Annotated in this window: 24 protein-coding genes; 3 read left to right on the top strand and 21 right to left on the bottom strand. The window is 72.2% G+C overall.

From position 1 onward, the window contains the following. Positions 1-49: 49 nt before the first annotated feature. The 7 genes from PKC53_RS16295 to PKC53_RS16265 form a co-directional block, all read right to left on the bottom strand. Positions 50-424 carry a VOC family protein gene (locus tag PKC53_RS16295; protein WP_324430501.1) on the bottom strand — a complete coding sequence of 125 codons (375 nt, stop codon included), beginning with the start codon at positions 422-424 and terminating at the stop codon, positions 50-52. A gap of 189 nt (positions 425-613) precedes the next feature. Continuing rightward, positions 614-1,528, bottom strand: coding sequence for a hypothetical protein (locus PKC53_RS16290; RefSeq protein ID WP_324430499.1), 915 nt, complete (start codon positions 1,526-1,528; stop codon positions 614-616). 380 nt (positions 1,529-1,908) lie between these two features. Next, on the bottom strand, positions 1,909-2,223 hold the full coding sequence (locus PKC53_RS16285) for a hypothetical protein (RefSeq protein WP_324430497.1): 315 nt from the start codon (positions 2,221-2,223) through the stop codon (positions 1,909-1,911). A gap of 122 nt (positions 2,224-2,345) precedes the next feature. After that, on the bottom strand, positions 2,346-2,672 hold the full coding sequence (locus tag PKC53_RS16280; protein WP_324430495.1) for a hypothetical protein: 327 nt from the start codon (positions 2,670-2,672) through the stop codon (positions 2,346-2,348). Positions 2,673-2,740: 68 nt separating this feature from the next. Continuing rightward, positions 2,741-5,665, bottom strand: a complete 2,925-nt coding sequence (locus PKC53_RS16275; RefSeq protein ID WP_324430493.1) for an adenosylcobalamin-dependent ribonucleoside-diphosphate reductase — start codon at positions 5,663-5,665, stop codon at positions 2,741-2,743. A gap of 136 nt (positions 5,666-5,801) precedes the next feature. Continuing rightward, positions 5,802-7,124 carry an NnrS family protein gene (locus PKC53_RS16270; protein ID WP_324430491.1) on the bottom strand — a complete coding sequence of 441 codons (1,323 nt, stop codon included), beginning with the start codon at positions 7,122-7,124 and terminating at the stop codon, positions 5,802-5,804. A 148-nt stretch (positions 7,125-7,272) separates the two neighbouring features. Then, complete coding sequence (locus PKC53_RS16265; protein WP_324430489.1) at positions 7,273-7,680, bottom strand: SirB2 family protein; 408 nt, start codon at positions 7,678-7,680, stop codon at positions 7,273-7,275. 92 nt (positions 7,681-7,772) lie between these two features. On the opposite strand from PKC53_RS16265, the gene PKC53_RS16260 reads away from it, so the two are divergent. Continuing rightward, complete coding sequence (locus PKC53_RS16260; protein ID WP_324430487.1) at positions 7,773-8,192, top strand: secondary thiamine-phosphate synthase enzyme YjbQ; 420 nt, start codon at positions 7,773-7,775, stop codon at positions 8,190-8,192. A gap of 30 nt (positions 8,193-8,222) precedes the next feature. On the opposite strand, the gene PKC53_RS16255 is transcribed toward PKC53_RS16260, so the two are convergent. From PKC53_RS16255 to PKC53_RS16245, 3 genes are read right to left on the bottom strand one after another with little or no spacing between them, the layout of a single operon-like run. Then, the gene (locus PKC53_RS16255) at positions 8,223-9,005 is read right to left on the bottom strand and encodes an anaerobic ribonucleoside-triphosphate reductase activating protein (RefSeq protein WP_324430485.1); all 783 of its coding nucleotides are present in this window, start codon (positions 9,003-9,005) and stop codon (positions 8,223-8,225) included. Between the two features lie 41 nt (positions 9,006-9,046). Then, positions 9,047-9,235 (bottom strand): anaerobic ribonucleoside-triphosphate reductase, encoded by a 189-nt coding sequence (gene nrdD, locus PKC53_RS16250; protein ID WP_324430483.1) that lies wholly within the window; start codon positions 9,233-9,235, stop codon positions 9,047-9,049. Between the two features lie 47 nt (positions 9,236-9,282). After that, entirely contained in the window at positions 9,283-11,304 is a 2,022-nt protein-coding gene (locus tag PKC53_RS16245; RefSeq protein WP_324430481.1) for a ribonucleoside triphosphate reductase, read from the bottom strand. A 225-nt stretch (positions 11,305-11,529) separates the two neighbouring features. Here PKC53_RS16245 and PKC53_RS16240 point away from each other — a divergent pair, with 225 nt between their 5' ends. Then, positions 11,530-12,462 (top strand): ornithine cyclodeaminase family protein, encoded by a 933-nt coding sequence (locus PKC53_RS16240; protein WP_324430479.1) that lies wholly within the window; start codon positions 11,530-11,532, stop codon positions 12,460-12,462. A 5-nt stretch (positions 12,463-12,467) separates the two neighbouring features. After that, a complete protein-coding gene (locus PKC53_RS16235) occupies positions 12,468-13,055 on the top strand; it encodes a flavin reductase family protein (RefSeq protein ID WP_324430477.1) in 588 nt (195 codons plus the stop codon). A gap of 116 nt (positions 13,056-13,171) precedes the next feature. Here the strand turns inward: PKC53_RS16235 and PKC53_RS16230 are convergent, their stop codons facing one another. The 11 genes from PKC53_RS16230 to PKC53_RS16180 all read right to left on the bottom strand — a co-directional run. Then, positions 13,172-13,543, bottom strand: a complete 372-nt coding sequence (locus tag PKC53_RS16230; RefSeq protein ID WP_324430475.1) for a YbaN family protein — start codon at positions 13,541-13,543, stop codon at positions 13,172-13,174. A 26-nt stretch (positions 13,544-13,569) separates the two neighbouring features. Continuing rightward, positions 13,570-13,830, bottom strand: coding sequence for a DUF2249 domain-containing protein (locus tag PKC53_RS16225; protein ID WP_324430474.1), 261 nt, complete (start codon positions 13,828-13,830; stop codon positions 13,570-13,572). Positions 13,831-13,841: 11 nt separating this feature from the next. Next, positions 13,842-14,096 carry a DUF2249 domain-containing protein gene (locus PKC53_RS16220; protein ID WP_324430472.1) on the bottom strand — a complete coding sequence of 85 codons (255 nt, stop codon included), beginning with the start codon at positions 14,094-14,096 and terminating at the stop codon, positions 13,842-13,844. Between the two features lie 97 nt (positions 14,097-14,193). Further along, on the bottom strand, positions 14,194-15,402 hold the full coding sequence (locus tag PKC53_RS16215; RefSeq protein WP_324430470.1) for an NnrS family protein: 1,209 nt from the start codon (positions 15,400-15,402) through the stop codon (positions 14,194-14,196). Between the two features lie 88 nt (positions 15,403-15,490). Beyond that, entirely contained in the window at positions 15,491-17,419 is a 1,929-nt protein-coding gene (locus PKC53_RS16210; protein WP_324430467.1) for an FAD-binding oxidoreductase, read from the bottom strand. A 22-nt stretch (positions 17,420-17,441) separates the two neighbouring features. Beyond that, positions 17,442-18,860: a cbb3-type cytochrome c oxidase subunit I gene (locus tag PKC53_RS16205; protein WP_324430465.1), complete on the bottom strand. Its 1,419-nt coding sequence runs from the start codon at positions 18,858-18,860 to the stop codon at positions 17,442-17,444. Continuing rightward, the gene (locus PKC53_RS16200) at positions 18,857-19,387 is read right to left on the bottom strand and encodes a hypothetical protein (protein WP_324430463.1); all 531 of its coding nucleotides are present in this window, start codon (positions 19,385-19,387) and stop codon (positions 18,857-18,859) included. The genes PKC53_RS16205 and PKC53_RS16200 overlap by 4 nt, the downstream gene beginning before the upstream one ends. Continuing rightward, entirely contained in the window at positions 19,380-20,951 is a 1,572-nt protein-coding gene (locus PKC53_RS16195) for a hydrogenase iron-sulfur subunit (RefSeq protein ID WP_324430461.1), read from the bottom strand. The genes PKC53_RS16200 and PKC53_RS16195 overlap by 8 nt, the downstream gene beginning before the upstream one ends. 33 nt (positions 20,952-20,984) lie before the next feature. Then, positions 20,985-21,884 carry an SCO family protein gene (locus PKC53_RS16190; RefSeq protein WP_324430459.1) on the bottom strand — a complete coding sequence of 300 codons (900 nt, stop codon included), beginning with the start codon at positions 21,882-21,884 and terminating at the stop codon, positions 20,985-20,987. Then, complete coding sequence (gene cyoE / locus PKC53_RS16185; RefSeq protein ID WP_324430457.1) at positions 21,868-22,764, bottom strand: heme o synthase; 897 nt, start codon at positions 22,762-22,764, stop codon at positions 21,868-21,870. The genes PKC53_RS16190 and cyoE overlap by 17 nt, the downstream gene beginning before the upstream one ends. 31 nt (positions 22,765-22,795) lie before the next feature. Beyond that, positions 22,796-24,040, bottom strand: a 1,245-nt coding sequence (locus PKC53_RS16180) for a cbb3-type cytochrome c oxidase subunit I (RefSeq protein WP_324430455.1), incomplete at its 5' end; no start/stop codon positions are given.

The following is a 24,040-nucleotide window of genomic DNA, read 5'->3' as shown; positions in this document are numbered from 1 at the left end:
CCGTCAAATGCGAATACCGCTTGACAGGAAGGGAAGTCCCTCTAAGGGGTTAGGCCGCACTCGCATGCTGGACGAGTTGAATCTCGTTTCCCGCTGGGTCGGAGAAGGTTGCAAGGGTTCCTCCCCAAGACTGGAGTTCAGGCCCGCCTGTAAAGGCGACACCTTTGGCGATTAGCTCCTGGTGTTTGGTGTGTATGTCAGAGACGGCGAAGGACAACCCGGTGAAGCGACCGACAAGGACCTGTTCATCTTCTGGGGCGTCCTTCAGCACCGGCTCAACTACCAGCTGACAGGAGCCAACCCCGAATACGCAGTAGCCGGCCGACGCCTGACCTGCCTGTAGGGGTAGGCCGAGCGTCCGTTCATAGAAGGCTTGTGCTTCTTCAAGATCTCGAACGAAGATGCGTGCAGCACTGAGGTTCACTCGTGGCTCCCTTCTACACTCTGTCTTGAGAGGCAGGTAGTCGTCGGCAGCGCGTCCTGTGCGGCCTAACGCAGAGTTAACCGGGCGACGACGGCGTGGCGCCTGGCCCGTGCGGCGCATGATAGGCAGACAGCGCCGCGCGGGCCAGGTGCCATGCCGTTGGCGCTCCGGTTGAACGACCAGTTAGGCCTATGCTGTATGCGACGACAGTAAAGCCTTCAGGATTGCGTCGACTTGGCTTGACTGCGCCGGGGAGTTGTTCGGAATGTTCCACATCGTCGTTTGCCTTGCCGTGTAAAAGCGCGGCGATCGGTCGAGGATGTCAACGATGGCACTAGACGAGACGACTACCGAAATGGCGCGGCCCGGCTCCAGGTACTTGCGCAGGTGCCTTTCGTGGCGCTGCATGAAGCTGTCGTTGTGCGCGTTCATGCGGGCGTCCATACCCTGCGAGTTTGGGACTTGAAGAATTGCGTTTTCAGGCAGAAGGTCTTCAATGTCTAGAGCAACGATGCCGGAACTGCAGTTGCGCTCGATCTGCTGAATGGCCTGAGACAGCACCTTCTCGACGTTCGCCTCAGAGTAGAGCTTCTTGCAAGCAACCCCGGCATCTGAGCCGGCCAGGGCAACCATAAGGTCCGGCTCGGCAAACCTGGTCGCGATGCCACAGGCAGATAGAACTCGATGCAGTTCAAGCTCCCAGAGCGTATCTTTGGCTTTGGAGCGTGTCCGGGAAAGAAGGCTTATCCCGCCATCAAGGGTCTCAGCGAGCTTCTCGCGGACCTGAGACGTACCAGCAAGAGGAAGAATCGCCTCGGCGATGCGCTGAACCTGCAGCGCTGAAAGGAGTTGAGCAAAAGTACGCTCATCTTCGGATGCAGCTGCGAGGGTTTCAGTGTCTTCAATGAGCGCGAGAAGCGTAGGGCTCTTACTCAAAGAAAGGTTGAGTTCTGCATACAGCCTGCGCAGCCTCGCGGCACTGTCGGCAACGACCTCGAAAGTATTCGTTCTCTCTGCAGAGAACTCCGAAGTGTGTCCAGCCTGTGTGAGCGACCCATCGGCTGAGAGTTCAAGAATCGGTCGGTGGATAGCTTTGTGTTTCATAGGCCTAACGTTTGAGCTAAGCGGGCGACAGCGGCAGGACGCCAGGCCCGGGCCTGTGACAATGTACGGAGTACCACAGGCCCGGGCCTGGTGGCCTGCCGTTGGCGCTCCGCTTGAGCGAAGGGTTAGGCCGCTCTGAACAGACGTGCATTGCCGGCCTTCACCGATACGACCTTGCCACTGACCACCAATTGCTCAAGGATAGTGCGCGCGAGCCAGTTGGAATTCCGAGCGGGTACGTGTGACTCGATCCCGAGCAAGGCTGCGACTTCGCCTGTGCGAAGGCCGTGAGGATTGGAGCAGAGCAGGCGGAGCGCGCACTCTTCCAGCGCGGCTACGGCAGCCTGGGCTTGGGCCTTGAGTTGCTGGGACATGCTGACCTACCGCAACGGGCAAACGGCGATTGCCTTATCTCCACTGTAGGGCGACAGGATGCGAAGCTTCCACTTCCCTTGAAAGTTTGCGCCGGCTCGGGCCATCTGCTCGGCGACACCTGCACAGATTTTCCGAGCTTCGGCTCCCGTTGTGTCGATGGTGACGTCCACGCGGGAGTGGTAGCCACTGACTTCGCATTCGGTAGTCAGGCCCGTGCCTTCCATTGCTTTGCAAAGGCGATAGGCGTCGTCCACGGGATCGGCGTGGGCGGTGCTCGCAGCGAGAAGGGCAGCGGCAGCAGCGATGTATTTAATGTGCATGAAGTAGCTCTCCTGTGGCTTGAGCGGCCTAACGTGTTATCGATAGCAACCCGACGTGGCTACCCGTGGGAACATGTTTCCACATGGAGATCGAAGTAGATGAATGTGGAATCCACATGCAGCTACTTCTCGGTGATCCGATCGGTCAGCCGGAGAATGCCGGCGACGCGGCGCGGCAGGCGCCAGACGCGAGCCTTGTAGTCCCAGCTGCCGCCGGCGGCGCGCACCAGCTGCTGCAGCGCCTTCTCGTGCGCCTCGACGCGTACGCCAACGACGTGGTCGCTGCGCGGCTGCACTCGCGCCTTGTCGACCAGCAGTTCGACCGTCGTGTACCGATACTCGCCGTGGTCGTCGGTGCGGTGGCGCACGCACAGCAGCGATTCGCCGAACTGCCGCGCCAGCTTCAGCGCGCCGCGGCTGTCGGGCGCGAGCTTCTTCGTCACCCGCATGCGCCCCGCGCCCGGCGGCGCTGCGGCCACCGCCGTGGCGCGTTCGGCGGCCCGGTCGCGCGGCGGATTCACCCGCACTGCCCCACGTACCCGCAGGCGGTGCAGAAGTCGCACCCGTCCTTGTGGATCATCGTGGCGTTGCCGCACTCGGGGCAGGGGCGGCCGGCCATCGGCACCACGGTGGCGCCTTCGGCCTTGGCGGACGGGGCTTCCAGCACGCCCATCTCGCGCAGCGGCAGGCCCTGTTCGTCGAGCACGCCGAGCATCGCGTAGCGGTGGATCACCAGCCGCGCCAGGTAGGCCACGGTGCTGGGCCACACCTGCTGGCGGCGCTCGCCGGGCACGGGGGCCAGGAAGTGGCCCAGCGGCTCGCCCACGTTCAGCAGCTTGCGCAGCTTCATGCCGATCCACGCCGGGTCGATCACGCGCATGTCCAGGCTCAGCAGCCGCGCCAGCCCGTCGAGCGCGCGCGGGTAGTTGCCCGAGAAGCCGATCGCGCAGGGCCGGCTGACGCGCGTGCCGTCGGGGCCGGGCAGGCTGACTTCCTTGAGCGTCAGCGTGAAGGCCTCGCCGGTGCTCGGGTTGTCGATGTCCACCGCCCAGGCCAGCGTGCCGTCGGCGCCGGTGCGCGGCTCGTCGCGGCTGAACATGGCGTCGAGCACCGGCGTGGGGCCGCCGCCCTCGTCCGACGCGGCCAGCGCGCCCAGCTGTTCGCAGCGCCAGCGCACCACCGCCGCCGTGGCGGCCACGACGCCGGGGAACAGGCGTTTCTCGCCGTGCGGCGGGAACGGCATCTCGAACGCGCGTTCCTCGGCCACGGTGGCCAGCGCGTCGAGCTTGAGCTTGAGCCACTGCGCGTCGTTGGCGCGCATGTCCATCGACAGCGTCTTGGCCAGCGCGGCCAGCCCGCGCGGCTGCTCGGCACCGTTGACCCACACCTCGAACGGCACGGTCTTGCCGAACAGCCCGCCGTCGGGGCCGGGCGCGGCGGGCAGCTCGCCGACGAACAGGCTGAACTCGCCGTGCGGGTGGCGGATCATGAAGCTCCACGCCGGGTTGCCGCCGGGCAGGTCGGGGCGGCCCGGCCAGCGCAGCGACTGCAGCACCGGCGCGGGCAGGCGGTCCACGCGCAGGCGCGCGTCGGCGCCCTCGGCGGCCAGCGCCGACAGCGGCGCCGGCTTGGGCGCGCTGTCCACGCTCAGCACCGCGCCCAGCACGCTGTTGGGCCGGTAGGTGGCCAGCCCCTTCAGCCCCGACTGCCAGGCCTGCAGGTACAGGTCCTGGAAGTCGGCGTAGGGGTAGTCGGCGGGCACGTTCACCGTCTTGCTGATCGAGGTGTCGATGTACGGCGCCACCGCGGCCACCATCGCCGCGTGGTCGGTGGCGCTCATCTCGAGCGCGGTGACGAAGGCCTCGGTGAGCGGCGCGTCGGTGCCCTTCAGGTGGCGGTACAGCCGCCAGGCGTGGTCTTCGACGGCGTATTCCTTGAAGCTGCCGTCGGCCTCGCGCTTGCGGCGCGTGTAGGTCCAGCTGAACGCGGGTTCGATGCCGTTGCTGGCGTTGTCGGCGAACGCCAGGCTGATGGTGCCGGTGGGCGCGATCGACAGCAGGTGCGAGTTGCGGATGCCCTGCGTGCGGATGCGTTCCTTCAGCGCCGCGGGCAGGCGCGACGCGAAGCGCCCGCCCGACAGGTACAGGTCGGCGTTGAACAGCGGGAACGCGCCGCGTTCGCCGGCCAGGTCCACCGAGGCGGCGTAGGCGGCGTCGCGCATCGTCTCGCTGATGCGCCGCGCCATGTCGCGCGCGGCTTCGCTGTCGTAGCGCAGCCCCAGCATCACCAGCGCGTCGCCCAGCCCGGTGAAGCCCAGCCCCACGCGGCGCTTGGCCATCGCCTCGTCGTGCTGCTGCGGCAGCGGCCACACGGTGACGTCGAGCACGTTGTCGAGCATGCGCACGGCCACGCGCACCACCTCGGCGAAGCCGGCGTCGTCGAAGCGCGCGCCGGCGTCGAACGGGTCGCGCACGAAGTGCGTCAGGTCGATGCTGCCGAGGCAGCAGCAGCCGTAGGGCGGCAGCGGTTGCTCGCCGCACGGGTTGGTGGCGGCGATGGTCTCGCAGTAGCCGAGGTTGTTGTCGGCGTTGATGCGGTCGAGGAACAGCACGCCGGGCTCGGCGTGGTCGTAGGTGGACCGCATGATCAGGTCCCACAGCTCGCGCGCGCGCAGCCTGCGGTACACCCACAGCCCGTCGGCGCGCTGGTAGGCGCCGTCGGCCTTCTGCGCCGGGCCGGGCTCGGCGCGGTGCGTCAGCTCGACCTCGCCGTCGGCCAGCACGGCCTGCATGAAGGCGTCGGTGACGCCCACCGAGATGTTGAAGTTCTTCAGGTCGCCGCTGTCCTTGGCGCGCACGAACTCCTCCACGTCGGGGTGGTCGCAGCGCAGCACGCCCATCTGCGCGCCGCGGCGGCTGCCGGCGCTCTCCACCGTCTCGCAGCTGCGGTCGAACACGCGCATGTAGCTGACCGGCCCCGACGCGGCGCTGCGCGTGCTGCCCACCCACGCGCCCTTGGGGCGGATGCGCGAGAAGTCGTAGCCCACGCCGCCGCCGCGGCGCATCGTCTCGGCGGCCTCGGTGAGCGCGGTGTAGATGCCGGGGTGGCCTTCGTCGACCTGCGCGATCGAGTCGCCCACCGGCTGCACGAAGCAGTTGATCAGCGTGGCGCTGAGGTCGGTGCCGGCGGCCGACGCGATGCGCCCGGCCGGCACGAAGCCGCGCTGCTGCGCGTGCAGGAAACGCTGCTCCCACTTGCCGCGCTGCTCGGGCGCCTCGACGGCGGCCAGCGCGCGCGCCACGCGCAGGCGCACCTCGTCGATGCTGCGCTCGCCGTCCTTGGCGTACTTCTCGATCAGCACCTCGGTGCTGATGTCCTGCCCAGGCAGCGCGGCGCGGGCGTGGCCGCGGGCGTTGGCGCGGGGGGTGTCGGTGGGGTTCATCGTGTCGGTCTCCGGTGGGGCGCGCCGCCACCGTGGGCGCGCGGGAAGAAAATGGGTCGGCCACTGGTTGGAAATACAGTAGGGGGCTAGTCTAGGCCACCGGCGGCGGGGTGCAAGCGCTGCCGTCGTGTGTGCGCTACCCCGGCCGCCCGTCGACGCGCGGGCGCCCGTACCAGCGCCCGTAGCGCAGCGCCCAGGCGCCGGTCACCGCGGCCCACAGCACCGCGGCGGCGGGGGTCAGCACGCCGGCCAGCGCCGGCAGCAGTTCGGCGCCCAGGCGCAGCAGCACCGCGCCCTGCAGCGCCAGGAACAGCGCCCAGGCGATGCGGTCGGCGGCCAGCGCGCGCCCGCCCTGGCCGCTGGTCACGCGCGTGACCATGGCCAGCAGCGTCGAGCCGAGGAAGCCCATCGTGAAGGCGTGCAGCGGCGCCAGCCCCAGCGCACCGCCGCCGGCGGCGGCCAGCGCGTTCGACGCCGCCGCCAGCGCGAAGGCCACGCCGAGCCAGGCGAAGCCCACGAACAGCATCGCCAGCAGGCGCTGGCGCAGCGGGGCCACCCGCGCCCAGCGCCACGCCAGCGCCAGCAGCAGCAGCGCCAGCGCCGCCTCGAGCGCGGCCAGCAGCGCGTGCGCCGCCGCCGGCCACGGCCACCACAGCGCCTGCGCGGCGTGCGCCGCGGCCTCGACGAGCATCGCGCCGACGAACACCGCCAGCAGCGCGTTCGGCCGCCAAGCGTCGAGCGCCGGCAGCGCCGCGGCGCCGAAGAGCGGGATCATGCGTTGCGCCACCGCCACGAACACCACGCCGGCGAAGCCCCACACGCCGGCCAGCGCCAGCGGGCGCAGCCACGGCGCGTGCTGTAGCGCCACCGCGGCGGCGGCGGCCCACAGCAGCAGCGCGCCGAACGCCAGCGCGCCGGCCGCGCAGCGCAGGTGCAGCCGGTCGTCGACGCGGCTGGCGCGCAGCAGCCGCCCAAAGCGCAGCACGACCAGGCTCCAGCCCAGCGCCACCGCCGCCAGCCCGGCGGCGCACAGCAGCGTGCCCAGCGCCGCGGTGGGCGCGTGCACGCCCAGCACGAACACCGCCCAGCCGCTGAGCTGCGCCAGCACCGGCGCCAGCAGCGTGCGCGCGTCGGGCGGCGGCAGCGCCAGCCAGCGCGGGCCGGCGGTGAACAGGAAGCCGGCGAAGAACTGCGGCATGAAGCCGAACACCATCAGCAGCGCGTGCGCCGGCGCCGGCGCCAGCTGCCACGGCAGCGCCACGCCGCGCGCACGCGCCAGCAGCACCAGCGCCCACCACAGCGCGCTCGCGCCCAGCACCAGCGCGCCGGCGGCGAACGCCAGCCGGTGCGGCGCGGCGAACAGCCAGCGCAGCCGCCACGGCGGCGGCGGCGCGGCCGCGGCGGCGCGGCGCAGCGCGGCGGGCCGCGGGGCGGCGGGGGGGACCGGGGCGGGGCTCATCGTGCGGCAGGGGGCGGGCCGGCGGCTGCGGCGCGCGCCACGGCCGCGGCGCCGGCGGCCGGCCGCCTGGGCGGGCGCCACCTTAGGCGCACGCCCGGGGCATGGATTTGACCGATGTCATGCGCGCCGGCGCCCGGCGGCGGCGCGTCTAGCCGAGCAGCGAACACAGCGGCCACAGCGGCTGGCGCGTGATCGCGACCATCGCCATGTAGCCGTAGCAGCCCAGCGCCGCCGCGGTCCAGCCCAGCCGCGCGCCGACGCCGCGCGAGCGGCGCAGCGCCATCGTGCCCAGCCCCACGTAGACCACCAGCAGCGCGAGCTTGGTGCCCAGCCAGGCGTCGGCCAGCGGGTGCAGCTGCAGCGCGATCCACAGCGACGCGCCGCCGGCGAGCAGCGCGGTGTCGACGACCCAGCTCGTCGCGCGCGCCCACAGCGCCAGCGGCCAGCGCGCGCCGGCCAGCGACGCGAAGGCGCGCAGCGCGAACCAGGCGACGCTGGCGCCGACCATCGTCAGGTGCAGGTGGCGCAGCGCGGCGTAGTGCTCGATCAGGTTCATGCGCGGCGCGCATTGTGCCCGCGGCCGGCCCGCGCACCGTTGACCCCGCACCACGTCGTCGACTACAAGCCGCCCGCAGGGGCCGATCGTTCATGCGCCAGTCGCACACCACGCTCGAGGTGAACAACCGCGGCCGGGGCATGGTCGACATCACGCGCCCGGTGGCCGACTGGGTGCGCGCCAGCGGCATCGCCACCGGGCTGCTGACGCTGTTCGTGCGCCACACCTCGGCCAGCCTGCTGATCCAGGAGAACGCCGACCCCGCCGTGCAGCGCGACCTGGAGCGCTTCTTCGCGCGGCTGGTGCCCGACGGCGACGCGCTGTTCGAGCACCGCAGCGAGGGCGACGACGACATGCCGGCGCACGTGCGCAGCGCACTGACCGCCACGCAGCTGGCGGTGCCGCTGGTGGACGGGCGGCTCGTGCTGGGCACCTGGCAGGGCATCTACCTGTACGAGCACCGCCGCCGCGCGCACGCGCGCCAGGTGGTGCTGCACCTGATCGGCGACTAGGGCGGCGGGCGCGGGACGGCCGGCCCGCCCTCAGGCGTCGCGACGCAGTTCGAAGCGGTCGAACATCGCGCCCAGCGCGTCGAGCGTGGTGCGCGCGGGGTAGTGTGCGCTCACCGCCGGCAGCGGCGCGGTGGCGCCGGCGGGCCGGCAGACCTGCAGCGCGTAGCGGCGCACGCCGGCCGCGGCCAGCGACGCGCCGAGCGCGACGAGCGCCGCGTCGTCGAGCAGCGCCGGGTGCGCGGTGGTGCGGCACTCGAAGTCGACGCCGGCAGCGAGCAGCGCCGCCAGCGCGGCTCGCGGCGCGCGCGTGCTGCCGGCGACGCCGGTCACGCGGTCGTGCGCGGCGGCGTCGGCCAGCGGCGCCTTGACGTCGAAGCCGACCCAGTCGACCGACGGCAGCACCGCGGCGAGCCGGCGCGGGTACAGGCCCGCGGTGTGCAGCCCGACGCGAAAGCCCAGCGCGCGCACCGCCGCCATCGCCGACGGCAGCGCGGGGTCGAGCGTCGGCTCGCCGCCGCTGAACACCACCGCGTCGACCAGCCCGGCGCGGCGTTCCAGCCAGCGTGCGAACGCCGGCCAGCCGCCGGCATGGCCGGCGCCGTCGCGCGGCTGCAGGTGCGGGTTGTGGCAGTACACGCAGCGCCACGGGCAGCCCTGCACGAACACCACCGCGGCGAGCGCACCGGGGTAGTCGATGGTCGTGAACGGCGTGACGCCGCCGATGCGCAGCGCGCCGGCGCGCGTGTCGGCGGTCGCGTCGGCGGTCGCGTCGATGGTCTCGACTTCGGCCGCGATGGTGGTCGCGAGGTCCATCGTGCTGCGCTGGCGGCGCGGCGCAGCGCGCCGCGGGCGCTTCAGTGCGCGAACGCGCACTGCTCCTCGAAGTACACGCGCTCGGCGAACTCGCCCTTCTTGCCAGTGTTGAACGACGACACCGGGCGGTGGTAGCCCATCACGCGGGTCCACACCTCGCAGCGCTGGCGCTCGTCGTCGGCGAGCGTGACTTCGGTGGCGGTCTCGGGGGCGAACGTGGTGTCGCTCATGCGCGGTGCTCCTGTGCGGGTGGAGGGGAAGGACGGGACGGGTGGGGTCAGGCGACGGCCAGCCGCGCGCGTTTGGCCGCGAGCCGCTCGTCGTCGCACTTCGGGCAGAAGTCGTGGCGCCCGCGCAGGTAGCCGTGCGTCGGGCAGATCGAGAACGTCGGCGTGACGGTGACGTACGGCAGGCGGAAGCGCGACAGCGCGCGCCTGACCAGCTCGCGGCAGGCGTCTGCGCTGGACAGCGGCTCGCTCATGTACAGGTGCAGCACGGTGCCGCCGGTGTACTTGCGCTGCAGCTCCTGCTGGCGCTCGAGCGCCTCGAACGGGTCGTCGGTGAAGCCCACCGGCAGCTGCGAGCTGTTGGTGTAGTACGGCTGCTCGGGCGTGCCGGCCTGCAGGATGCCGGGGAAACGCTTGCGGTCTTCCTTGGCGAAGCGGTAGGTGGTGCCCTCGGCCGGCGTGGCCTCGAGGTTGTACAGGTGGCCGGTGTCCTCCTGGAACTGCACCATGCGCGCGCGCACGTGGTCGAGCAGGCGCAGCGCGAACGCGTGGCCCCACGGCGTGGTGATGTCCTCGCGGTCGTGCGTGAAGTTGCGGATCGCCTCGTTGATGCCGTTGACGCCCAGCGTCGAGAAGTGGTTGCGCAGCGTGCCCAGGTAGCGCTTGGTGTACGGGAACAGCCCCTGGTCGATCAGCCGCTGGATGACCTTGCGCTTGATCTCGAGGCTGTCGCGGCCGATCTCGAGCAGCTGGTCGAGCCGCGCGAGCAGCGCGGCCTCGTCGCCGGCGAACAGGTGGCCGAGCCGCGCGCAGTTGACGGTGACCACGCCGAGCGAGCCGGTCTGCTCGGCCGAGCCGAACAGCCCGTTGCCGCGCTTGAGCAGCTCGCGCAGGTCGAGCTGCAGGCGGCAGCACATGCTGCGCACCATGTGCGGCTCGAGGTCGGAGTTGAGGAAGTTCTGGAAGTACGGCAGCCCGTAGCGCGCGGTCATCTCGAACAGCGCCTGCGCGTTCGCGCTGTCCCAGTCGAAGTCCTTGGTGATGTTGTAGGTCGGGATCGGGAACGTGAACACGCGGCCCTTGGCGTCGCCGGCCATCATCACGTCGATGTAGGCGCGGTTGACGAGGTCCATCTCGCGCTGCAGCTCGCCGTAGGTGAACGCCATCTCGACGCCGCCGATCACCGGCACCTGCTCGCGCAGGTCCTCGGGGCAGGTCCAGTCGAACGTGAGGTTGGTGAACGGCGTCTGCGTGCCCCAGCGCGACGGCACGTTGAGGTTGTAGATCAGCTCCTGCAGGCACTGGCGCACCTGCGCGTAGTCGAGGCCGTCCTTGCGCACGTACGGCGCGAGGTAGGTGTCGAAGCTGCTGAAGGCCTGCGCGCCGGCCCACTCGTTCTGCAGCGTGCCGAGGAAGTTGACGATCTGGCCCACCGCGCTGCTCAGGTGCTTCGGCGGCCCGGCCTCGACCTTGCCCGGCACGCCGTTGAGCCCCTCGTGCAGCAGCGTGCGCAGGCTCCAGCCGGCGCAGTAGCCGCTGAGCATGTCGAGGTCGTGCACGTGAATGTCGGCGTCGCGGTGGGCGCGGCCGACCTCGGGCGGGTAGACGTGGTCGAGCCAGTAGTTGGCCACCACCTTGCCGCTGACGTTGAGGATCAGCCCGCCCAGGCTCCAGCCCTGGTTGGCGTTGGCGTTGATGCGCCAGTCGCGCTGCTGCAGGTACTCGTCCATCGCCGACTGCACGTCGACCAGCGTCTTCTTCGCGTCGCGCAGCTTGCGGTGCTGGTCGCGGTAGACGGTGTAGGCGCGCAGCGTGCGCCGCCAGCCGGCGTCGAACAGCGTCGCCTCGACCTGGTCCTGGATCTGCTCGATCGCCGGCGTGACCGCGCCGAGCGCCGCCAGCCGCGGCAGCACGCCGTGCAGCGCGAGGCGCTGCGCCTCGTCGGCGCCGAACTCGCCGGTGGCGGCGCCGGCGCGTTCGATCGCGCGGGCGATCTTCGCGGCGTCGAAGGCGACGACGCGGCCGTCGCGCTTGATCGCGTGCGTGATGGCGGTGTGCGCGGCGGTGTGCATGGCCCTCCCTCGTGTCCCCAGATCTAGTGTGCGGGGCGCAGCCTACCCACTACATCTAGTGTCGGCAATGCGGGGTCGGCACCGTCGGCGCGATTCTTTGACCTGGCGCAGAGCGGCGCGCGGCGCGGGCTGCGGGGTTTCACCGAGACGGTGGCGGCGGCGCCACGCCCGCCCCCGCCGCGGGCGCGGGTATGCTGGCCGCGCCGCACCGCGACCTCGTCCCCCATGCAGACCTTCGACGCCGAGGCCACCCGCGCCGCGCTGCCCTTCGAGCGGCTGGTGCCGGCGCTGCGCGCGCAGTTCGCCGCCGGCTGCACGGTGCCGCCGCGCCACGTGCACGAGGTGGCGGCCGGCGCCGAGACGATGACCTCGCTGATCATGCCGGCGTGGACCGCGCGGCACTACGGCGTCAAGACGGTGAACATCGCGCCGGGCAACGCGGCGCGCGGGCTGCCCGGGCTGCACGCCGCGTACCTGCTGTTCGACGCGCTCAGCGGCGCGCCGCTGGCGCTGATGGACGGCGCGGTGATCACGTCGCGCCGCACCGCGGCGGCGTCGGCGCTGGCCGCGTCGTGGCTGGCGCGCGGCAACGCCAGGCACCTGCTGGTGGTCGGCGCCGGCGCGGTCGCGCGGCTGCTGCCGGCGGCGTACCGCGTGGTGCGGCCGATCGAGCGCGTCAGCGTGTGGGCGCGCCGCGCCGAGGCGGCGCAGCGGCTGGCGGCACTGCTGCGCGACGACGGCTTCGACGCGGCGGCGGTCGACGCGCTCGACGCCGCGGCGGCCGCGGCCGACGTGGTCAGCTGCGCGACGCTGGCCACCGCCCCGGTGGTGCAGGGGCGCTGGCTGCGCGCCGGCAGCCACCTCGACCTGATCGGCAGCTTCACGCCGGCGATGCGCGAGGCCGACGACGACGCGTTCGCCGGCGCGGCGATCTACGTCGACACCGACGAGGCGCTGGCCAAGAGCGGCGAGCTGCTGGGGCCGATGTCGCGCGGGGTGTTCGCGCGCGACGCGGTGCGCGGCACGCTGGCCGCGCTGGCGCGCGGCGAGGTGCCCGGGCGGTGCGACGCCACCGAACGCACGGTGTTCAAGTCGGTGGGCACCGCGCTCGAGGACCTGGCGGCGGCGACGCTGGTGTGGTCGACGCGGCGCGGATGACCGGGATGCGACGCGACGTCGACCTCGCGCACGCGAGCCGCCTCGTCAACCACGGGCCGACGGTGCTCGTCGGCAGCGCGCACGGCGGGCGGCGCAACCTGATGGCGGCGGCGTGGTCGATGCCCGTCGAGTTCACGCCGCCGCGCATCGCGGTGGTCGTCGACAAGAGCACGTACACGCGCGAGCTGGTGCTCGCCGCGGGGGCGTTCTCGCTGAGCGTCCCGGCGCGCGCGCTGGCCGACCTGACCTTCACGGTGGGCAGCGCATCGGGGCGCGACGGCGACAAGTTCGCGCGCTGGGGCATCGACAGCTTCGACGGCCCGGTGCTCGGGCTGCCGCTGGTCGAGGGCTGCGTGGCCTGGCTCGAGTGCCGGCGCATCGCCGAGCCGCACAGCGAACGGGCCTACGACACCTTCTTCGGCGAGGTCGTCTGGGCGCAGGCCGACGCGCGCGTGTTCGCCGACGGGCGCTGGTCGTTGCGCGACGACAACGCCGACCTGCACACGCTGCACCACCTCGGCGGCGGCGTGTTCGCGTGGCCGACGCGGACGGTGCGCGCACGGGTGCTGCCGCAGGTCGACCGCACCGGCTGACCCGCGGGTCGTGCCCCGCATCGAAGGACGGCCGCGTCGATCGTCCGGGCGTGCGTCGGTGGCGACTGCGTTGCCGGCGTCGAGCGGCCGCCGCGGGCGCTTCGGGGGTGGTCTCCTCAGACCTCCGGGCGCCGCCACAGCCACAGCGCGACGCAGGCCATGAAGGCCGGCACGCCGAGCTGCAGCCACAGCGGCAGCGGCGACAGCGCGAGCACGACGGCGCTGGCCACCATCATCAGCGACGCGCCCCACTTGGCGCGGCGCGGCACCGCGCCGTGGTCGCGCCAGCGGCGGATCGCCGGGCCGTGCTTCGGGTGGTTGAGCAGCCAGTACTCGATCCACGGCCAGCCGCGGCCGCCGGCCCAGGCGGCCACCAGCAGGAACGGCACCGTGGGCAGCCCGGGCAGCACGACGCCGAGCATGCCCAGCGCTACGCACAGCAGCGCGAGCGCGCGCCACAGCAGCTGGGTCACCGGGCACGGCAGCATCGCCGCATTCTGCCCGGCGTGGGGCATCACGCCGCCTTGACGAAGTCGATCACCACGCCGCCCGGCTCGCGCTGGCGGTAGGTCACCGCCACGGTTTCGCCGTAGCGACGGGCGAGCTGGTCGAGCAGCGGCAGCGGGTCGTGGTCGTTGACGAAGCGCATCGTCTCGCCGGGGTGCAGCGCGTCGAGCGCGCCGAAGATCGCGGCGTGACGGAAACGCTTGGCGATGCCGCGCGCGTCGAACGGGTAGATCGCGTCGGGCGACAGGTGCAGGTGCACGGTGCTCATCGCCGCCGTCCTCAGCCGCCGCAGCTGCCGCAGCAGTCGCGCCCGGTCTTGCCGATGCGCACGCGCCAGGTGTCGGGGCCCTGCTCGAGGTAGTCCCAGCTGAACTGGCCGTGGCGCTCGGCGGCGAACTGGTAGTACAGCGGCTTCGGGTCGTGGTCGTTGACCAGCTCGAAGGCGTCGCCGGCCTTCAGGCCGTCGAAGGTCGAGAAGATCAGCGGATGGCGTTCGCGCGGGACGATGGTGCGCACGTCGACGGTGGTGCTCATGCGGGTGGGCTCCTGGTGGGGGGGGGTGGACGGTCTTGAAGATCGATCGTGAATGTATCTATGCTAGGTCGCGCGGGCGCGGCGTCCTTGCGCTGGTTCAAGTTTTGCGCGGCGCAGGCGGCGGCCGGTCGGGGCGCGGGCGGATCATCCAGGGCGTGAAGCGCCACAGGTACGCGGCGAACGCCGCGACCCAGGCCAGCGCCGACGCCTGCAGCAGCAGCGGCGACGCCGCCGAAGGCCACAGCGCCGCGAGCCGCAGCGCCACGGCCGCGATCACCAGCCAGTAGCTGGCGACCATGCTGCGGTCGAGCTCGAGCGCGCGCCCGAGGTGGCCCAGCGCGGTGCGCGTGACCATGCCGATGATCAGCACCGAGAAGCCGGCCATCGCGACCAGGTGCACCGGCCAGGCCGAGCGCATCGGTACGCCGGCGGCCTGCGCCGCCGCGGCGAGCAGCCCGATGCCCAGCCCCGCGTACCCGGCATACAGGATCCACAGGATCGGCCGCGCGCGCACCGCGGCCGGACGCCACGCGAGCACCTGCCACAGCGCCAGCGCGCCGGCGGTGCCCGCGCCGGCGGCGAGCAGCCACGGCCAGCCGGCGAGCAGCGCGACCACCGCGACCGCGCCTGCGACGAGCTGCGCGCGCGCGGTGTCGTCGTGCATCGGGATCTGCAGCCCGGCGACCGCGCGCATCGCGAAGAACGGGATCACGCGGCGCGCGACCAGCAGCGCGATCAGCGCCATCACCAGCAGCCCGGCGTTGAACGCGCGCAGCGTCGCCGTCCAGTCGTCGAGCGACGCGAGGAACAGCGCGTCGGCGACCCCCAGGCCCAGCATCATCGGCGGCACGACGTAGTTGCGCCGGTTGCGCGTGCGCCAGACGACGCGCGCCATCGCCGCGGCGGCGACGGCGAAGAACAGCAGTTCGGCCGCCGCGGCGACGTGGAACGCGGCGGGGGTGCCGACCAGGAAACCCGCCCGCGCCACCGCCCACAGCGCCAGCGCCGCCCCGAGCCCCGCGCCGGCCAGCGGCACCTGGCCGGTCCAGTTGGCGCCGGCGGTCAGCAGGAAGCCGACCGCGATCGTCGCGACGAATCCCCACAGCATCTCGTGCGCGTGCCAGGCCACGCCGGCCAGCGGCCCGGCGAGCCAGTGCGGCGCGAACACCCAGATCGCGATCGACACCAGCGCCCAGCCGGTGCCCGCGAGGTACAGCGGGCGGAAGCCCAGTTCGAGGAAGGCGCGCCACGACGGCGCGCCGGGGCGCACCGGGGCCGGTTCGCGCAGGGGGATCAGGCGTTGCATCGCAGCGCGGCTCTAGAAGCTATACGCATAGTGTATCTTCTGGATCGGCACGTCGTCGGCAGGGTCGTCGAAACGGTCGTCACGGGGGTCAGGTCGACGCAGGGGCCTTGGCCGGCGCGGCGCCGTGCGACGGCACGAACGCGTCGGAGTAGCAGAAGTTCTCGTCGAGCCCCTGGGCGACGAAGGCCGGCACCGCGGCCTCGATCATGCGCACCGAGCCGCAGGCGTACAGCTCGTAGCCGGCCATGTCGGGGAAGTCCTCGAGCATCGCGTGGTGCACCAGGCCGCGCCGCCCCGGCCAGGGGTCGTCGGCGGCGACGTCGGACAGCACCGGCACGAAGTGGAAGTTGTCGTGCTCGCGCTGCCAGCGCTCGGCGAGTTCGGCCTGGTACAGGTCCTTGCGCTCGCGCACGCCCCAGTACAGCCACATCGGACGGCGGATGCCGCGCGCGAACGCGTCCTCGACGATGCTCTTGATCGGCGCGAACCCGGTGGCGCCGGCGATGAACAGGATCGGGCGCTGGCTGTCGCGCAGCGTGAAGCGGCCCAGCGGGCCCTCGAACTCGATCGTGTCGCCCTCGCGCATGCGCTCGAAGACGTGGGTCGTGAAGCGTCCGCCCGGCACCAGGCGCACGTGCAGCTCGATGTGCGAGTCGTCCTGCGGCGCGTTGGCGAACGAGAACGCGCGCTTGGCGCCGTCGTCGAGCACGATGTTGATGTACTGGCCGGCGGCGAACGGCAGCCGCTGGCCCTGCGGCAGTTCCAGGCGCAGCTGCATCACGTCGCCGCTCAGGCGCTGCATGCTCACGACGCGCGCGCGGTGGCGCCGCGGCGCCTCGGCGGCCAGCAGCGACTCGGCCGCGACGTCGACCTCGACCTCGATGTCCTCCAGCGGCGTGGCGCAGCACATCAGCGCCTGGCCGCGTGCGCGCATCGCCGCGGTGAGCGCCGCCTCCTGATAGTTGCCGTGGTCGACGCTGCCGTTGAGCACCGTGCACACGCACACGCCGCAGCCGCCGGCGCGGCAGTCGTAGGGCAGCGCCAGCCCGGCGCGCAACCCGGCCTCGAGGATGGTCTCGCCGCCGCGCGCGCTCACCGCCACGGCCCCGGGGTGCATCGTCATGCGATGCGCCTGCGCGGCGCCGCCGCGCCGCGGCGGCAGCCACGGCTGCAGCAGCAGCAGCGCGGTCGCGCCGAGCACCAGCGCCCACAGCGCGGCGGGCTGCCAGACGTAGACCAGCGGGTACAGCAGCAGCAGGAACCAGTCGAGCTCGAGCGCGGTCGGCGCCACCGCCATCTGCGCCGCGCCGCCCTGGCTGACCACCGGCTGCACCGCGGCGAGCACCAGCAGCGTGGCCACCGCGGCCAGCGCGATCGGCCGCGGCGGCTGCGTGCTCGCCTTGGGCACGCGCTGCACGTGCACCCACATCAGCAGCAGCGTCACCAGCGGCACGCCGATGTGGATGAACACCAGCAGCGAGAACAGGCGGTCGCTGACGTTGGCGTCGACGATGAAGTTGCGCACCAGCGTGCCGCCGAAGCCGGGCAGCCACTCGAGCCACTCGAAGCTGGCGACGGTGACGAACTGCGCGAGCTTGTCCCAAGGCAGCATGTAGCCGTTGGCGCCGGCGATGTACACCAGCCACAGCAGCGCCACGCCGGTGACCCACGAGAACCAGCGGAAGCCGCGCAGCCGGTCGTAGGCCCAATAGCGCGCCAGGTGCACGAGCATCGTGACGACCATCGCGTCGGACGCGTAGCGGTGCACGCTGCGCACGACGCCGCCGGCGTACCACTGGCCGTGCGTCAGCGCCTCCACCGACCGGTACGCGCCCTGCACGCTGGTGTCGAAGAACGCGTACAGGTACAGCCCGGTGCCGGCGATGATCCAGAACAGGAAGAAAGTCAGCGCGCCGAGGTGGTACAGCGGGTTGAGCTTGTCGCCGAAGGCGCGGTTGAACACCGCCTCGGCGCGCATGAACACGTAGCGCAGCGCGCGCTTCGGGCCGAATGCCATCGTCGGGCTCCTGCGGCGGCGTTCAGCGCTGCGGGGCGCGCATCGCGCGCAGCACGACGACGACGAACAGCAGCCCGCCGACGATCGCGATCAGCCCGCCGGCGCCCATCAGGCCCATGCCGAACACCTCGCCCGGCGCGTGCAGCACCTGCTCGGCGCCGGCCACCTTGCGCTGCACACCGTAGCCGCCCGACCACACCAGGCCGACGATGTGCATCAGCTGCCCGGCGCCGTAGAGGTACGGCTGCGCCACCGCCATGCGCCCGCGCGGCGCGGCCCAGCCCAGGCGCGGCAGCAGGTGGTAGACCAGCCCCATCAGCGCCAGCGTGACGCCGACGATGCACCCGTGGTAGTGCGCCGGGATCTTCACGTTGCTGCCGTTGATCGTCATGCCGATCACGCCGCCGGCGGCGAACAGCAGCATCGACGACACCAGCGCGGCGCGCAGCGGCCGCGCCTCGTCGGCGACGCCGCGCAGCCCGGCCAGCGCCAGCAGCACCGCCAGCGCCAGCGGGAAGATCGCCACGCCGCCGCCGAAGCGCATCGCCCAGGTGTGCAGGTCGCGGTGCTCGACGCTGGTCACCGGGTGCGCGAGGTAGGCGTACGGCGTCACGAACACGCTGGCCAGCGCCAGCGCGAACAGCAGCAGCGTCACGCGCGGGCTCAGCGGCACGCGCGCGCCGCAGGCCTGCGCGAGCCACAGCCAGCCCACCAGCATCAGCAGCGTCCACGTGAACTGCAGCGCGTGGCCGCCGCCCCAGAACAGGATCTCGTAGTAGGCCTTGCCGTCGAGCGTGGTCGGCACCACGACGATCGACCAGACGAACGCGATCAGCGCCACCGCCCCCGCCACCGCCGAGGCGTTGAGCCCGAAGCGCAGCGCGCCGGCGCCGTCGGGCTGCGTGCCCACGCGCGGCGCCGCGGCCATCGTGCGCAGCACCAGCAGCGCGGCGCCGACGCCGAACACCGCCAGCCCGGCCTTGAACAGCGGCGACTCGAGCACCGGGATGTAGTTGGCCATGATCGGCGCGCCGGGTGCGACGAACGCCGCCAGCGACATCAGCGCGGTGCCGGCGCCGGCGGCGCCCAGCGCGGCCCAGCTCCACAGCTCGCCGCGCGGCGTCGACGCGACGCTCCACAGCATGCCGGCCACCGCGACGAACCACACCAGCACCGACAGGTCGACGTGCAGCACCAGCGCGACGCGGAAGAAGTCGACGCCGGGCAGCCAGGCGTTGACACCCGGCGTGCGCGCGAGCACCAGCAGCACCGAGAACAGGCCCGAGGCGATCAGCGCGACCAGCCCCAGCCACAGCCAGCCGCGCGCCAGCGCGCGCTGCGAGGCCTGCACCGGCAGGCTGTAGTCGGCCGCGCTGGCCGGGCGCAGCGCGCGCGGCACGAGCAGCGGGGCCTCGGACGGGGTGTCGGTGAGCGTGTTCATTGGAACGTGATGCCGCCTTTCCCGGCGTCGAAGTCGATCACCAGCACCTGCGCCGGCGCGAGCTTCACGGTGGACTCGACCTGGTACTCGAAGCGTTCGCTGCGCGCGTCGTCGCGCAGGCGCACGGCGACGCGGCGTTCGCCCGCGGGCACCGCGAGCCGCTGGTAGAACGCCGACGCGCCGTCGCGCGACAGGCCCGACGGCGGCGCCACCGCGCGCACCGCGGGTGCACCGTCGAGGTCGACCTCGACGGTCACCGCCGAGCGCTCGCGCGGGCACTTCATCGGCGCGCGCATGTTCGGCGGCAGCTTGGCGAGCTCGTCGGCGGTCAGCGGGCGGCAATCGCCCACCGGCTTGCCGGCGTGCACGAAGCTGACCTTGATCAGCGCCTGCCCCTCGTCGAGGTGCTGGTACGTCGGCCAGCGCGAGAACACGCCCACGGCCAGCGCGAACAGCCCCCACAGCAGCACCTGCCCGACCCAGGCACGTACGCCGCGCGGCTGCGCCGCGACAGAAGATTCAGCCATGATGTATCTTCGGTGCTGGCCCGACGGGCATGTTGACATAGGGCAAACGTGCCCGCAATGACGCCACCGCCGCACGCAGTCGTGCCTCCTCGCCGGCGCCGGCGTCGACCTGCGCGACGCGCTCGCGCGGCACCGAGTCGCGCAGGTGCGGCTCGCGCGCGCCGCGCAGGCGCTCGTCGGTCCAGCGCGCGCCGAGGCGGAACTCGCAGCCGCCGTCGCGGCAGCTCGCGACGACCACGCCGTCGGCGCCGTCGCGCAGCGCGTACTCGACGAACGACGGCGGCAGCTGGCCGGCGCAGATCAGCTCGAACGCCGCGACGTCGGCGTCGCCGCGCAGCGTGTCGACCCGCGCGCCGTGCGCGCAGCCGAACACGACGATGCGCTGCGGCGCGGCCAGCGTGTCGAGCCGGCGCTGCAACTGCGTGCGCAGCGCGCCCACCGGCCGCTGCGGCATGTCGATGCCGGTGGCCAGCTCGGCGACGCTGCGAAACGGCGTCGACGACGGGCAGGCGCCGGCGCAGATGCCGCAGCTCGCGCACAGGTCGGCGTCGACCTGCGCGAGCTGCCGCCCGGGCCGCCCGTTCGGGTGCGGCACCATCGTGATCGCCGCGTAGGGGCAGTCGGCGAAGCAGCGCCGGCAGCCGTTGCAGTTGGCCGGGTCGACCACGGCCACCGGCGCACGCGCCGGCTGCGGCACGAACGGCAGCGCGACCAGCGCCAGCAGCACCGCGGCGACCAGCGCCCAGACGAAGCCGGCCGAGGTGGCGTACATCAGCGGGTGCACCGCCAGCAGCACCCAGTCCAGCGCCAGCGCCGGCGCGACCTGCGCCGCCTGCGCCGGCGCGTGGCTCGTCACCGGCGCCGCCAGCGACAGCGCGAGCAGCGCGGCGCACGCGCCCCGCGCCAGCGCGCGCGGCGGGAACACCGCGGCGCGCGTGATGCGCTGGATGTGGAACCACAGCGCGAACACCAGCAGCAGCGGCACGCCCAGGTGCACGAACACGAACAGCGAGAACAGGCGGTCGCTGACCGCCGCGGCCGACAGGAAGTTGCGTGCCAGCGGCGCGCCGAGCAGCGGCAGCGCGTCGAGCCATTCGGCGGTGGCCACCGCCGAGAACTGGCCGAGCTGGTCCCAGTTCATCCAGAACCCGCCGATCGCGCACACCGCCATCAGCGGCAGCAGCGGCACGCCGGTGAGCCAAGAGAAGCGGCGGAAGCCGCGGTAGTGGCCGTGCAGCCACTCGCGCACGATGTGCAGCGCGGTGAACAGCACGAAGGCGTCGGCGGCGTAGCGGTGCACGCTGCGCAGCACGCCGCCCAGGTACCACTGCTCGCGCGTCAGCCGGTCGATCGAGCCCCAGGCGCCTGCGGCCGAGGTGTCGAGCACGACGTACAGGTAGATGCCGCTGACCGCGAGCAGCCAGAACGCGAGGAAGCCCAGCGCGCCGAGGTGGCGCAGCGGATTCAGCGCGGGGCCGCCCAGCGTGTCGACCGCGAGCTCGACGCGCCGCCACAGCGCCAGCGCGCGCGAGCCGGGCGACTGGGACAGGACCGTGGGCGTCACCGCGGGGCAGGCGCCGGTCGCGGCGCCGCAGGGTCAGCGCGGCGCCGTGGCCGCCGGCGTGCCCAGCACCGCCGGCGCGCGGCGGCGCGAACGCCATTCGCGCACGAGGTACACGCCGACCGTGAGGAAGAATCCCAGGCCGCCGGCCAGCTCGAAGAACAGCGCGTAGTCGTAGCGGTACTCGCCGGTGTCGGGGTCGTAGATCGTGCACAGGATGCGCACGCGCTCGACCAATTCGGCCAGCGACATCGTCTGGCCGGCCGGCGGTGCCGCCAGCAGCAACTCGCGCAGCGGCTGGCCCAGCGCCTCGGCGGTCATGCGCTCGCCGTAGACCTGGCTGTGGATGCGCCCCTGCGGGTCGACCACGGTGACGCCGACGACGTGGTCGAAGCCGGCGGGTGTGGCGACGTAGCTGAAGCCGAAGTCGCGCGTCATCGCGTCGACCACCGAACGGTGCGGGCTGAGGAACTCCCAGTTCGGGTACTGGATGCGGTGCTGGGCGGCGAACGAGCGCATCGCGGTGGGCGAGTCGAACGGCTGGTTGAAGCCGACGCTGACCACGTTGAACTGGTGCGGCCCGAGCAGGCGGTCGAGCCCCTTGACCGCCTCGTGCAGCGTGCGCGTCTGCGTCGGGCACACCGTGAAGCAGCCGGTGTAGATGAAGCTCACCAGCAGCGGCTTGCCGCGGTAGCTCGACATGCGCACCGGGCGGCCCTCGCGATCGAGCAGCGTGTAGTCGGGCGGCGTCGTGCCGACCACCGCCTGGCTGATGCGCAGCGCCTCGCGTTCGTCGAGCGTGGGCACACCGCCCGCGCCGGTGGTGTTCGGCGTCGCCGGCGGCGCGGCCCCGGGTGTCGCCGCGCCGGCCAGCCCCGGAGCCGCGAACGTCGCGGCGAGCAGCGCCGCGGCCAGCACTTCAGCGCAACGCCGCATCGACGGCCACTCCGACGATCAGCGCGGCCAGTTGCACCATCGACGCGAAGAACGCCGACATCGCGGTGGCCCGACCGGGCGCGCGCGCTAGCGCCCGCGTGCGGCGCAGGAAGTGCGCGCCTCCGAACAGCGCCGCCACCAGGTACGCCGGCCCGGCGCCGAACAGCGCCGGCAGCAGCGACGCCGCGACGAGCAGCACCGTGTTCGCGTGCACGACGCGGGCGGCGCGTTCGACGCCGACGACCACCGGCAGCATGGGCACGCCGGCGGCGGCGTAGTCGTCGCGGTTGGCGATCGCCAGGCTCCAGAAGTGCGGCGGCGTCCACAGGAACAGCACCAGCGCGAGCAGCAGCGGCAGCGTGCCGATCGCCGGGTCGACCGCCGCGGCGCCGGTGAGCACCGCGAAGCTGCCGGCCAGGCCGCCGAAGACGATGTTCATCCAGGTGCGCCGCTTCAGCCCGACCGTGTACACGACCGCGTAGGTGAACGCGCCGAGGAACAGGAACGCCGCCGACGTGGGGTTGATCCACGTCCACGTCGCGGCGACCGCCGCGGCGAGCAGGCCGACGATCAGCGCCATCCACGCCGGGCCGGCGTGCAGCGCGCCGCTGGCGAAGGCGCGGTGGCGCGTGCGCCTCATCAGCCGGTCGCTGTCGGCCTCGACGAACTGGTTGAACGCGCCGGCGCTCGCCGACGACACCAGCACCGCCAGCGCCATCAGCAGCACCTGCCACAGCGGCGGCGCCGCGCCGGGGGCGATCGCCACGCCGGCCAGCGCGGTGAGCATGATCAGCACGCCGATGCGCAGCTTGAACACCCCGAGCACCACGCGCCAGCGCGGCGCGTGGGCTTCGGTGCGGGTCAGGACGGTGGTGTTCATCGCAGGCTCCTCGTCGGCGCGCCGGCGCGGCTCAGCTCAGGCCCCACAGCGTCGACAGGTACTTCCAGTTGATGAAGTAGTACAGCACGAAGGCCACCAGGAACACCATCGCCAGCACGAAGGTGCCGGGAGCGGCGAAACCCATCGAGCCGTAGGTCTGCGCCGCCGCGCTCGGCGCCGCGCGCGGCACCGGCGTGAACTTGGCGCTGACGTTGCCGGTGTCGAGCTTCTTGCCCCACAGCAGCGAGCCCACGGTGATGTAGATGTACATGATGCCGCCGGTGATCGCCGCCAGGCCGGTGATGCCGACCAGGCCCATCATCAGGTACGCCGCGCCGGGCCACTCGTAGGCCAGCGCCGCGCCCTGGAATGCCATGTCCCAGTGCCTGCGCGACACCCCCAGCGTGCCCGCGCCCATCATCACCAGCGAGAAGGCGTACATCGACAGACCGAAGACGTAGGGCTGCCACTTGGCCAGCGTCGGCGCGATCATCTCGCGGCGGAACAGCACCGGAATCAGGTAGTAGGTCAGCGCCATGAAGGTCAGCGTCGTGCCGATCACCACGGTGGCGTGGAAGTGCCCCGGCACGTAGATCGTGTTGTGGATGATCATGTTCAGCTGCTCGGTGCCCATCATCACGCCGGAGATGCCGCCGAGGAAGCCGAAGCCGATGATCGAGATGAACACGCCGCTGAACGTCGGGTTGCCCCAGGGCGCCTTGCGCAGCCACTCGAACAGCCCCTTCGTGTAGCCCTTCTGGCGCTGCGCGACCTCCATCGCGCCGGGGATGGTCAGCCCGTGCAGCATCGACGCGAGCACCGCGAAGTACATGAAGTAGCTGGTGTTGATCACCTTCCAGCCGGTCGACAGGCCGGGGTCGGCGAGCAGGTGGTGCGCGCTGGCCAGCTGCAGGAACAGGATGTACAGCAGGAACGCGGTGCGGCTGACGCGCTCGCTCATCGGCTTGGCACCGAAGGCGACCGCCGCGACCAGGTACCACACCGAGATGTGCGCCGCGACGTTGATCTGCTGCGAGCTGTGGCCGAACGCCCACCACACGGTGCGGTAGACCAGCGGGTCGACCTCCATCAGGCCCAGCGACATCAGCCAGGCCGGGATGATGATGATCGCGCCCGACAGCAGCGTGAACACCGCGATGATCGCCGCCGTCAGCGCGCCGAAGGTCACCAGCGGCACCGAGCCCTCGTAGGTCTTCTCGCGCTTGGCCACGACCAGCGTGCCGAAGAACACGAAGCAGGCGATCAGCGCGCCGAC

Origin of the sequence: Azohydromonas sp. (assembly GCF_035325925.1) — a bacterium.
Lineage (GTDB): Bacteria > Pseudomonadota > Gammaproteobacteria > Burkholderiales > Burkholderiaceae_C > Calidifontimicrobium.
Note: the sequence above shows the minus strand (reverse complement) of the source record. Positions and strands in the feature narration are given on the sequence as shown.